Annotated in this window: 7 protein-coding genes and 1 pseudogene; 1 reads left to right on the forward strand and 7 read right to left on the reverse strand. The window is 35.9% G+C overall.

The features are described from left to right. Position 1: 1 nt before the first annotated feature. From ABD676_RS11595 to ABD676_RS11605, 3 genes are read right to left on the reverse strand one after another with little or no spacing between them, the layout of a single operon-like run. Positions 2–1,444: a CBM96 family carbohydrate-binding protein gene (locus ABD676_RS11595; RefSeq protein WP_344674848.1), complete on the reverse strand. Its 1,443-nt coding sequence runs from the start codon at positions 1,442–1,444 to the stop codon at positions 2–4. A 24-nt stretch (positions 1,445–1,468) separates the two neighbouring features. Continuing rightward, positions 1,469–2,842 (reverse strand): RagB/SusD family nutrient uptake outer membrane protein, encoded by a 1,374-nt coding sequence (locus ABD676_RS11600; protein ID WP_344674849.1) that lies wholly within the window; start codon positions 2,840–2,842, stop codon positions 1,469–1,471. A gap of 10 nt (positions 2,843–2,852) precedes the next feature. After that, positions 2,853–5,867, reverse strand: a complete 3,015-nt coding sequence (locus ABD676_RS11605; RefSeq protein WP_344674850.1) for a SusC/RagA family TonB-linked outer membrane protein — start codon at positions 5,865–5,867, stop codon at positions 2,853–2,855. A 315-nt stretch (positions 5,868–6,182) separates the two neighbouring features. Between ABD676_RS11605 and ABD676_RS11610 the strand changes: the two genes are divergently transcribed. Continuing rightward, on the forward strand, positions 6,183–7,214 hold the full coding sequence (locus ABD676_RS11610) for a LacI family DNA-binding transcriptional regulator (protein ID WP_344674851.1): 1,032 nt from the start codon (positions 6,183–6,185) through the stop codon (positions 7,212–7,214). Between the two features lie 18 nt (positions 7,215–7,232). On the opposite strand, the gene ABD676_RS11615 is transcribed toward ABD676_RS11610, so the two are convergent. The 4 genes and pseudogenes from ABD676_RS11615 to nagA form a co-directional block, all read right to left on the reverse strand. Next, positions 7,233–8,558, reverse strand: coding sequence for a sugar MFS transporter (locus tag ABD676_RS11615; RefSeq protein WP_344674852.1), 1,326 nt, complete (start codon positions 8,556–8,558; stop codon positions 7,233–7,235). Between the two features lie 27 nt (positions 8,559–8,585). Then, on the reverse strand, positions 8,586–10,133 hold the full coding sequence (locus ABD676_RS11620; protein WP_344674853.1) for a beta-N-acetylhexosaminidase: 1,548 nt from the start codon (positions 10,131–10,133) through the stop codon (positions 8,586–8,588). A 42-nt stretch (positions 10,134–10,175) separates the two neighbouring features. Then, positions 10,176–11,231, reverse strand: a complete 1,056-nt coding sequence (locus tag ABD676_RS11625) for a substrate-binding domain-containing protein (RefSeq protein WP_344674854.1) — start codon at positions 11,229–11,231, stop codon at positions 10,176–10,178. Positions 11,232–11,247: 16 nt separating this feature from the next. Next, positions 11,248–12,432: pseudogene (gene nagA / locus ABD676_RS11630) on the reverse strand (N-acetylglucosamine-6-phosphate deacetylase). Positions 12,433–12,568: the final 136 nt, after the last annotated feature.

Here is a 12,568-nt window from a genome sequence, read left to right on the forward strand (position 1 = left end):
TTTATTTCACGTTAATTTTTAACTCAATATTCTCCAATTCGGCACCTGCACGATCTCTCGCAGTCAGCATGATGGATTGTGATCCTACCGTTTTTCCATCATGTATAAACAATAGGTTATTCAAATCCAGATCTAATTGAGAAAATTTACTACCAGCCTTCAACACATCAGCGCCTTTTAATATCCAGCCAAAACTAGGTGCAGTATCAATTGTATAAATCACATCCATTGGAGATGCTCCTGACACTTCCAAGTTAGACTTCGTAAAGACGGAAACTCCCCCATTCTCGACCTCCAAAGGCAAAGTATGTTCTAGAACTAGGTTGGCCAAACCCGATGCGAATGTAGCAATTAACATCGGTGGTAATAGCGTTGGATGTTCTTTTGTTGCAAACTCGTTAGTCTCATCTGTTGCAATTTGATTGTCTAACATCAAGGATACAAGGCCAGTTGGTTTCTTGGACTTATAGTAATCCGTAATATCAAAGTTAAAAAAGCTCACTTTACTTGTTTTAATGAAAGCAATCCTTGGTGTTGTTGGCATTTGCGTATTACTGAATTTAGCTGATGTTTCTGTCCATGATGTACTTGGAGTCTCAAATAAATTCATGTCCACTGATTTGGCATGGGTAAAGGAAACCGACACTTGTAACCTTAAGTCAGTAACAATACCAGGTTTTTCAAAATCCTTAAAGTCAAATAACATTAATGATTTTGTATCATAATCACCATTATTTGTCACATTCTTTACCTTCATTAATGTTTCAGTACCAAAGTTTTTTTCTTTATCAATACCTCCTCTAATAAACGTATCATGTTTCGGGTAGATAGTATCTAAAATCAAGTTTGGATTTTGGGTATTAGTATCCCCAGTTGGTGCAGAATAAAAAGTAATAAAATTACTTATGTGAATCACTCCATTGTCAGGCACTAAATTAGACGTTCGTATTTGCCATTGACTCTTTGTTCCTTCATTGATGATACCTACAAATGTACTTGTATGCGATAGGTACATAATCTGACCATTCTCGGTATCATAAGGTTTTGGTCTGTTGCTGGCAGATAATTCTGGATTATTAAAATTCACAATTCCATTGACAATATGATATTTTAGCATGTTTTTCAATATAGGTACAGGTACATCTGCTACCTTACTGTATCCATTTGCTTTAAAATATGCACGAAACGCCTGATTATTGGGTACAATAAAAGTATATTCTTTTTGACTATTATAGAATGATTCCATTCCAGCCAATTTTATTGCTTCTTCCATGAAAGACAAGGAGTCATTGCTATTGATGTAACTCAACGCATCCATGTTTAATTTCGTATTATCAGGTGAAGGATTGTATTCAAAATTCTCTTGAATTTCACAACTATAAAGGAAACTCAATATCCCTATTCCTACCAGGAATTTAGAATATATGTTTTTAAACTTTTTCATTGTTCTAAATATTGGTTTGCATGATTATTTATAGAACTCGTTCTGTTGTAGTTTCGGATTTCTGATGATGGCATTCTCCGCAATTGGCCAAACCAGATTCTTTTCATCAGACAAGCCATTGATTGGTCCCATAATGTTGATTGCCTTACCTGTTCGAACTAAATCAAACCAACGATGACCTTCGAAACATAACTCTATGGAACGTTCATGTAAAATTGCAGATACTAAATCTCCATAAAGGCTATTTGCTGATGAAACATCTAAATTCCCCAAACCTGCTCTCCTACGAATACTGTTTAATAATTCCAACGCTTCATTAGTTTGGTTTATATTTGCATGTGCTTCTGCTTTTAATAGCATAATATCAGCTAATCTGGTTAGTACAATATTATTGGATGAAGGATCGGCACTTTCGTCGTTAAAACCTACTCCGAAGAATTTCCATATCTTTTTAGGAGGATTCTGTGTTATATCATATATCAAAGGCTTACGCTTGTCATCTTGTTCAATGGAAGCAATAAATCGATTGCTAGGAACATAATCAGGATCAGAACCGATGGCATACAATACACGTAATGAATTCGTTTGAACTTCATTATAACCAACTTCAAAAATACTTTCAGATACAGCGCCCTTGTGGAATATTGTATTCCATTCCGCAATGCTCGTCAGATTGTACTGACTATCATCTGTTATTTTCGTAGCATATTCAATCGCCTTTTCATACTGTTTTTGCCACATTGCAATTTGGGTCAAGAAGGCATTTGCAGCTCCTTTTGTGAAAAACACACGATTTCTTTCTCCTCCATAACTTATAACACAATTTTCTGCCGCATATTCCAAATCCTCTATAGCTAATTTCAACACATCAGCAACAGAATTTCGCTCCACAAATAAGTTTTGATCAGTGCTCTCATAGGGTTCCGTTACTAATGGAACATCTCCCCAAATTCTAACTAAATAAAAATAGGCCAATCCTCTTAATCCTCGTGCTTGACCCATAAGTTCTCTGCCAAAGGCACTTTCTTCACCAGCAAAAACTTCTGGAATATACTTAATAGCATAATTTGCTCTTGATATCAAGGTGTAGAAATTATCCCATCTTGCCGATGTGATGATTGGAGTCAATTGATTTTGCTGTAATGCAAATGGATCACCAGAGTGTCTTGTAGTTACATTGTCTGCTCTTCCTTCGCCCCAATAAGCAAAATTTATCCGAAATAAGGATTGTAGAGAATTGTAAATTCCATTTACCCCTGCCTGAGCATCAGCTGGCTTTTTATAATAACCCTGTCCAGAAAAACTACTGATCGGATCTTTATCTAAGAAATCGGAGCATGAACTCATTGCAAAAGTCATTGCAACTGTTCCGAATATATAAATTATTGTTTTTTTCATGACTAATCGATTAAAGGCCAAAGGTTAATCCAAACATAAAACTCCTTGCTTGAGGGTAAGAACCTTCATCTAACCCAACACGTAATCCAGAGTATGAATTCACATCAGGATCAAATCCTGTATATTTCGTCCATGTGATTAAATTACTTGCTGTTACGAAAGCATCAATTTTCCTTAACCCCAATTTCTGTGTCCATTCCGGTTTTAAACTATATCGAAGATTGACATTCTTCAATTTAATGTACGATCCATCCTCAACCCAGCGGCTTTGTACTCTAGAATCTGATTGCTTAGGATCATCACGAATCAATCTCGGAAAATTGGTGATATCACCCTGTTCTCTCCAACGATCCAAAGCATCCGTAGATAAGTTATTATAGCGAACGATGGAGTTGCGTTGATGATTAAGCTCACTATAGATCTCATTTCCTACAGAATATTGTAAGAAAATATTAAGATGGAAATTTTTATAACTGAAATCATTTGAGAAACCACCAAAGAACTTTGGTTCTGCATATCCAATGATTTCACGGTCATCTTGATTGATGATATTATCATTGTTGACATCTTTCCAAATCGGGTCACCTCCAACGAAAACTGGACCTGTTGCACCATTCGTTATTTTATTTACGTTATCTTCATCACGTGCATAAACACCTTGATATCTCCAACCGTAAAATACTCCAATAGGTAAGCCTACTTTTAAAATATGGACATTCCCGTTGTTGATATAGCCATTCGTCAATAAATCTTCAGGTAAGGATGCTACTTTATTTCTATTTAAACTTACATTAAGACCTGTACTCCAAGTAAAAGGCCCTTGCAAATTCTTAGTCTGTAAACTGAATTCTAAACCCCTATTTTCAATATTTCCAATATTTTGCGTAATGAACTCAAAGCCTGTTGTATTAGGAATTGGAACATTATAAAGCAAATCACTAGTTTTTTTCAAATATGCTTCAGTGGTAAACAAGACGCGGTTATTCCAGAAACCCAATTCTAAACCAAGATTATATTGGTTCGTAGTTTCCCATGTTAAACTAGCATTCGGCATAACTGTCGGTGCTGCACCAGAAAAATCAAGATAATTAGTTCCTAATGTAAATTCTCCTTGCGATGTGTAATCACCTATAGCCTCATTACCAGTACTACCTAAACTGAATCTTATTTTACCGTCACTCAACACATTAGAGTCTTTCAGGAAATCTTCATCTTTAAATCTCCAGCCAGCTGATGCAGAAGGAAAGAATCCGAATCTTTTATTCTGTCCAAAACGAGATGAACCATCAGCTCTAAGATTGAATTCTAATAAATACTTGCCTAAATAATCATAGGTAGCTCGGCCGAAATAAGATAGCATAGCATGTTCTGATGCGACATTCACACCTTGATTGGAAATTACAGAAGCAGCATTTAAGGTTCTAATATCATCACTTGGAAAATACATTCCATCAAGTCCTGTTCGGTCGTAACGCCACTTCTGAAAACTCATCCCTAATACACCACCAAAATTATGGGCATCATTCAAACTCTTATTATAAGTGAAATAACTTTCATTTCCCCAAGTCAAACTTCCAGTTGATCGAACGCCTCCTGTGTTATATCCTTCGCGATAATCAAGAATAGAAGGCATAAACTCTTCCTCCTTCATCGCAATGTAATCTAAGTTCACGTTGGATCTAAACTTCAAATCCTTGAAGATGTCTACCTCTAGGTACTGACTACCTATGATACGATTACTTTTATTCAAGTTAGTAGCATAGAGTGCCATTCCTACTGGATTTCGCATCCCTATCATATAACCGTTGATAGAGCCATCAGGTAAATACATCGACATATTAGGCGGCCGAACCAATAGACTTCGGATAATACTTAGATTACCTGTTCCAGAAGCATTTGTTCGATTATTTACACCATTGGTATAAGAAATACTTTGTCCTATACGAATGTGATCAGTTAAGTTAAAATCTGTATTTAGACGGGTTGTAAACCTTTTGTAATTCGAATTTAATATAATCCCATCTTGATCAAGGTATGAAGTACTCCATGCATATTTGGTCCCTTCATTTCCACCACGAACTGACAAGTCGATTTTATATTGTTTGGCAGTTCGCATTAATTCATCCTGCCAATCAACATCTCCACTATTCATTGGGTTTAAAGAGTCAATAATGGTATAATAAGGTTCTTCTGGATTAGGAACAGCAAAATAGGAGTCTAATACAGCTTCACGATATTGTTGCGCGTTTAAGACACTTAGTTTACGGGTTAATTCACTCACGCCAGTAGTAGCATTTAACAAGATCTCTGGTTTACCCGAAGCCCCTCTTTTAGTGGTTATCATTACGACACCATTGGCTGCTCTCGACCCATAAATAGCTGTAGAAGCAGCATCCTTTAATACTTCGATAGAAGCAATGTCATTTGGATTGATGTCAGCTAATGGATTTAACCCAAAGTTTTCTGTACCATTTAATGAAGAGATCGAGTTGGATTCAATGGGTATACCATCAACAACAAAAAGTGGTGTGTTTCCTGAATTTAAGGATGAATTACCACGCACGCGTATAGACATCTCCCCTCCTGGCGCTCCAGAATTTGAAGTTATCTGTACACCGGCGGCCCTTCCTTGCAAAACCGATATTGGATCTTGCAAAGCTGTTTTTTCAATCTCAGAAGCCCCAACAGAAACAATTGAACCCGTCAAGTTCCGTTTCTTTTGGCGCCCATAACCTACAACAACTGTTTCTTCAATTGCCGTTGCTGAAGAAGTCAGTTCGATTGAATAAGTAGATTTTGAATCAATTTTAAACCGGGAACTGCTATAACCAATGAAACTAACCACTATTTCCTGACCGTTAGTGACATTTTCCAAGGTGAAATTCCCTTGTTCGTTGGTGCTCGTTGCATTAGTTGTCCCACTTACCTGTATGGTAACACCCGGAAGTGCTTTTTTACTACTCGCATCTAGAACTGTTCCATTAATTGTTCTTTGCTGTGCATATCCGTAGGAAAAATGAAACATTAATAAAATCAAAAAAAGTACAAACCTTTTATTAATTCTTAATGCACAAGACCATCGGAGCTGAAGGTTGGCTATTATCATAATTTCAGATTTAGAGTTTATAATCTGTTGTTTCGAATAACCAAATTAGAAAAATCATTTTATTTATGCAAACATTTGCATAAATAAAATTAAATTTTTCATAATTAATAGCTTTAATAATGTTTTGCACATATAAATTAATGCAAACAATTGCATTAACAATAACTTATAAAAAATTTGAATAACAAATAATTTACTTTAAATTCGAACTGTCTAGCTAAATTGATTTACATCATGAAGAATATAGATTCGTCGCGTGTCACTATTAAAGACATAGCTAAAGCCTTAAATGTATCCATATCAACAGTCTCAAGAGTACTATCCAATCACCCTGCGATCAGTGAGGCTACAAGGAAATTAGTCAATGATAAAGTGAAAGAAATGGGTTTTTCTATAGACCCAATTGCCTCGAGTTTTCGAAGTAAAAAGACGAAGTCTATCGGCGTGGTATGTCCTCGAATTGATATTGACTTCCATTCTAAGGTTATTAGCGGTATTGAAGAGTATGCATATCAACAGGGGTATCAGATAACTATTTTCCAGTCACAGGATAATTACCAAAAGGAGAAAGAGATTGTACAAATGATCGAATCAACATTAGCCGCCGGATTAATCATTTGCCCTGGATTAGAAACAAGAAAGTATGATCACCTAAAGAAAATTAAAAAAGCAAATATTCCCTTAGTAGTCTACGACCGCAGTACGGATGGATTAAAAACCAATAAAGTAATGATTAATGATTTAGAAGCCTCGTTTAAGGCCACAGAACATTTAATTAAAGCTGGCTGTAAATCCATAGCTCATATTTCAGGCGATCAGGAAGTCAGCATTTTTAAAGCTCGTCTTTTAGGTTACAAGAAGGCTTTAGAACAATACAACTTAGAAATCCGTGAAGAATTGATTAAGGAGGCCAAACATTTAAGTCATCAAGAAGGGCTAAATTTAGCTCAGGAACTTATTCAAGGAAAAACAAGCTTCGATGGTATAGTATGTGCAAACGACTATACTGCTGCAGCTGCTATTCAAACCTTGAAAAAAGTAAGGAGAATCCCTGAAGATCTTAAAATCATAGGTTTTAGTAATTACCCAATATCAACTATGATTGAACCTCAACTATCTACTATTGATGATAGTGCATACCATATGGGAAAAGTTGCTGCCAAATTATTAATCCAACAAATCGAAGACCGAGATCTTGATTTATTGGATTACCAAGAAGTTTTAATAAAGACTGAACTTATTGTTAGGGAATCTAGTAGTCACTAGGAATTGATTACAAGATACTTATTTCCACGATCGAATTCTAAAACCATAGAATGCATAAAATATCAAATAAGCATAACATGGGATCAATACCCAATACGCATCTTTTAATCCAATCTTATCAGCAAAGTAACCATAAACCATCGGCAATATAGCATTACCACAAAGCGCCATGACCAATAAGGATGCGCCAATTTTCAGAAACTTCCCTAAATCAGATAATGCCAAAGGCCAAACACCTGCCCAAATCATGGAATTTGCAAATCCCATCATCACCAGAAACCAAACAGAAATATCTGTATCATAACCAAACCATTTACTTTCTCCAGAAATAAAGATTAGCCCAAAAGACAACAGCAATCCTAACAAACAGCAAATCCTTAGAGCCATTAATTGACTAATGACCTTAGGAATAAATGTTATCCCCAATAAATAGCCGACAATAGTTGCCGACAAGGTATATGATGGAAAGGTTTTTGCTTCAAAGAAGGATAATCCCGTGCTCTGTGCATAATTGATAATGCTATCGACCGCAATTACCTGAGACCCAACATGAAAAAATATAGCAAATGCACCTAGTACCAAATGTGGGAATTCCAAAATTGAACGCTTTCCTCCTACTTGCTTATTATCAAAAGTTGCCCCCTCTTGATCATCCGTTCTTATTTCAGGTAAAGGAGAAAATTTGATCATCAAACCTAATCCAATTAGCACGATAGAAACCACTGTATAAGGCAGCATAACACGTTCCAGGAGACTACTTAAACCAGCTTCCTTTTCTTCACCAACCAAAGTCTTCAATGATTCTAAAAACACCTGATCTTCAGGCTTTAAAATCACGGCTGCAAATAATAATGGAGCAACAATTCCAGAAAACTTATTACATATGCCCATGATACTGAAACGCTGGGCAGCACGCTCCTTATCCCCTAGTATGGTTACATATGGATTTGCAGCTGTTTGCAATACGGACAAACCAACACCCAGCGTGAATAATCCCCCTAAAAATAATGGATAACTTCGAATGGCGCCAGCAGGAACAAATAAGGCAGCCCCAATAGACATGATGAAGAATCCAATCATCATTCCTTTTTTAAAGCCCACCTGCTTCAGTAAATACCCTGAAGGCAACGACATTAATAAATAAGCAATGTAAAAAGCAAATGCTACTAAATAAGATTCAAAATGATTTAGTTCAAAGGCTAGTTTAAAATATGGAATAAGTATGGCGTTTATCCAGGTTACAAAACCAAAGACAAAAAACATCATTGCAATTATGCCAATTGACAAGCGCATTTGTCCTTTGGTTAGACTTGATACTGAAACTTCCTCTTTTATAGTTGACATATTCTCGACTTAGTGTTTATGGAATAATTAATTGGCTAATCGAGTTAATCGATTGTATAAGAGTTGAATTTTGCTGTTTCGTAAAAAATCCTCTTGTGCAATCTCTTCTTCAAATAAAAAGTCTTTATTCAAAGCCATAAACCGTGCATTCAACTCTTTTTCTTGATCCAATAATCCCTTCAAGGTTTTGATTAATACGGGCAATCTAGTATTATCAAAGGTCTTGCTATTTAATTCTTCCTCCACATCCATGTAAACCAAATAACGAGCTCGAATATCAGACATCAATTGATAATGTTTAAATTCTTCTTTATTTTTAATAGGGTTAAAACGCTTCATTTCATTTTGAACCCAAATCGCTGAATCCTTTACCTCACGGATACTCAATTTAGGATCACTCACCACCCCTTGATTAATTTCATAAGGATTTGCCCCTAATACCTTCCAAAAACGAATGGACTCCTCTGATGACAAACCATAATTTTCTTGTGCGTATTTTCTTACAAAAGCATCCACTTCCAATGGTTTTTCTTGATTTGCAGCTTTAAAATATGCTTCTACTAATAAATTAAATCCGGACAATGGATAAACCCGTCTCACTGGATAAAGCTCAACGATATCCTTTGGACTTTCCCAATAACTAGAATATAAACCTGATGTGGACCAAGAGGTAATTACCATCCCTTGATATCCAAATCCTCTAGCCAACGGAATAAATTCCCGGATATTACGAAAATGCTTTTCCCATTGTGTTATAAAATAATTATCAGGATGGCTCCTTAGTGATGGAGCACCCCAAATTTCAAAACCTGAATTCAAGAGATTCTCATGCTTGCCAAACATATTGATATCCCATCCATAATTCCAATCCACAAATACAGTTTCTTTTGGTAGACCTTTCAAAGCATCAGGATATTTCAAAGCTATATCTGCCCATAACACCGGCTTCTTACCCAAGGATACTACCAATTCACACAGAAGCTTAATATAATCACCATACAGTCTCCCCTTTCCAACCTCAGCAACTTTCTTTTGCGACTCTTTGGAGTGTCCAAGTAAATAGGTTTCATCCCCACCAATATGAATGTATTCTGATTGATGCGTACTAATCATATCTTTAAACAAATCGGTAAAAAGTTCTTTTGCCAAATCCTCCTTCAACGGATTTATCTGTGAATAATCTTTTTGGTCCTCGCGTAAATCCTTATAACGGTAATGTCTTAAAATGTATTCCACGTGTCCAAAACTTTGCTGTAAAGGAATCACATCAACCCCCATACCTTCACAATAACCTACAAACTCTTTTACTTCTTCGCGAGAGTATGCAAATTGATTCGGGATTAAGGGATGATTTTGAAATGGATATGTTGCTTCCCATTCCATAATCAAGGTGTTCATGCCATTATCTTTCAATTGCTTGGCGAATTTCTTGAGCGCAGGCATTTTCATAACTTGCACCCTAAGGTCAAGGTGAAAGCCTTTAACCTTAAAATCTTTTGATTTGGATTGTCCTTGTGCGAACAAGTTTAAATTTCCAATAAGTAATACGGCTAGGAGAAAAAGTGTTCTTATCATAATGTTATAGGTTTAGATGAAAATCAATTGTCTTTAAACAAATCAATTTTCGTAATACATATAATTCTCTTTACAGATGACATCAATAGGCATGAAATTGATTTTTTCGAATGATTTATAAAGTACTTTTTTATGAAATAAAGCCATAACCGCATTAAAACCTTGTTCAATTGGCTTATGGCAAATCAGAAAATCAATTATCCCAGACTTTAAATAAGAAACATTCTCTGGTAAAAAATCAAATCCAATTAATTTGACATCGGTAATTTTATTATCCTGGATAAACTTAGCAACTGAAGAAACTCGCGAGTTTGTCACCAACCAATATTTTACAGGGTTGATTTTTAGAAAATCAGACAATTGCTTTGCAATAAGATCAATATTGGTATCATTTATATGCAGTACTTTGATGTCAGCATCTAAAGTTTTATCCGTAAAATAGGCTCTTAAACCTTCTTCTTTTCTAATTAGGTGATGGTTATTTTCCATTTCTTTAGAAATATGAATAATCAAGAATTCACAGTTTGAATTTCCATAATTATGCAATAATCTCCCCGCTAAATATCCAGTCTGAAACAAATCAGCACCAAAATATGCGATGTTATTGGTATCTGGTAAATCCGAATTTAAATAAGTATAAAGAATTCCTTTTTCATCACAATACTCACTTAACGCTAATGATTCCTTGAGAAAAGTTGGAGCTAACACCAGCCCATCTACTTCCATAGATTTGAAAGTTTCCACTTGCTCATCAAAACTTAATCGATTATTCTGATCAAACAGTAATATTTCAATTTTGACCTCATAATTTTTCAATTCATCCAGGGCCTGTATTATTCCTTTTTTAGGAGCATCCCAATAAGCTGATTCAGGTGAACTAATTGGAATGATAGCAACAAAGTGAATAGGTTTCTTTTTTGATAAGGCTCGACCAATCAAATTCGGCTCATATTGATGGTTTTCCAGTACAGCCAGTACCTTTTCCTTCGTCTTGGCAGCTACTCCAGGACGGTTATGCAAAACTCGATCAACCGTTCCAATTGAAACTCCAGATAATTTCGCAATTTCTTTAACTCCTAATGTTGAATTCTTTTCCAATGTGAAATATCTGAATTTAAACCTGATATCGAATTTCTCCCTCGACCATTGTCATTTCCACGAACAAATCCTTATTTAACAACAAAATATCTGCGTCCATTCCTTTTTGTAAACTTCCCTTTTGATTATGTATTCCAAGAATTCTTGCAGGAGTAGCACTCAGCATTTTAATCACCTCAGGCAATGACACCTCTGCTTTATAAACATAATTACGCAACAACCTGTCGCATGTAGCCACACTTCCGGCAAAGGCACTACGATCCATCAGTTTGGCCACTTCATCCTCAACGATTACTGGTAACCCATCACTTAGTCGACCTAAAACACTTGGACCTTCAGGCATGGCAGCAGCACGCATAGCATCAGTAACTAGGGCAATATGATCTGGACCTTTTATTTTATAAATAAGTTTCATAAGTGGCGCAGGTACATGTACAGCATCTGCTATTATTTCTACGTCCATGTCATCAAGTAAATAGCCTGCCTCTATAACACCAGCATATCGCTTGGCATCACGACGGGTAATCCCTGACATTGCCGAATAAAAATGTGTTGCAAGCTTGTACCCTCGTTCATACCCCAATACAGCTTCTTCAAATAACGCATCTGTATGTGCTAATGCAGGAATCTTTCCCAATTGCAATAAATAATCGGCAAATTCTAATGCCCCAGGTTATTCGGGCGCAGCACTCCAACGAACAATATGATCTGAATAAGCTAAAATGGCTTTATATTCTTCCGGATTTGGGTTTCGAATATATTTTGGATCTTGTGCCCCTCGTTGCCCCATAGCTAAATAGGGACCTTCCAAATGAACACCTAAAAATTTAGAACCTTGTTTGTTCTCTTTTAGTGCCGAATCATAAGCATCTAATACTCGATATATGTTTTCGGTTTCTGCTGTTAGACTAGTCGGACACATCCCAGTGGTTCCATACTGAACATGTGTGTTTGCTATTCCTAAAAATGCCTCTACTGTGGCATCCATAAAGTCATAACCCCCACCTCCATGTATATGAATATCAATAAAACCAGGAGAAAGATATTTTCCGCATGCGTCTATTTTTTTTACATCTTCTCCTACATTAATATCGCCTTCTCCTAGATCAGAAATCTTTGATCCTTGTACATAAACATATCCGGGATAAACAATCCGATCATTGCTTATTAAACGAGCATTATTGATGTAAATCGACTGCATTTTTATTATAATTGGAGATTAACACTTGAACTGTTATCGATAACAAATATAATAAACAAGGATAAAGCTACAAATCTATTGTTGTAACAATTTAACTAGGCAATAGTCTAATTTCCAAAATAGATGGCCAAAATAA

This window comes from Sphingobacterium kyonggiense (genome assembly GCF_039536825.1).
Classification (GTDB): Bacteria; Bacteroidota; Bacteroidia; order Sphingobacteriales; family Sphingobacteriaceae; genus Sphingobacterium; species Sphingobacterium kyonggiense.

What these genes read in the sequence shown, in the direction of transcription:
- ABD676_RS11595 (WP_344674848.1), bottom strand. Translation starts at nt 1,444, where the DNA reads ATGAAAAAGTTTAAAAACATATATTCTAAATTCCTGGTAGGAATAGGG.
- ABD676_RS11600 (WP_344674849.1), bottom strand. Translation starts at nt 2,842, where the DNA reads ATGAAAAAAACAATAATTTATATATTCGGAACAGTTGCAATGACTTTT.
- ABD676_RS11605 (WP_344674850.1), bottom strand. Translation starts at nt 5,867, where the DNA reads ATGTTTCATTTTTCCTACGGATATGCACAGCAAAGAACAATTAATGGA.
- ABD676_RS11610 (WP_344674851.1), top strand. Translation starts at nt 6,183, where the DNA reads ATGAAGAATATAGATTCGTCGCGTGTCACTATTAAAGACATAGCTAAA.
- ABD676_RS11615 (WP_344674852.1), bottom strand. Translation starts at nt 8,558, where the DNA reads ATGTCAACTATAAAAGAGGAAGTTTCAGTATCAAGTCTAACCAAAGGA.
- ABD676_RS11620 (WP_344674853.1), bottom strand. Translation starts at nt 10,133, where the DNA reads ATGATAAGAACACTTTTTCTCCTAGCCGTATTACTTATTGGAAATTTA.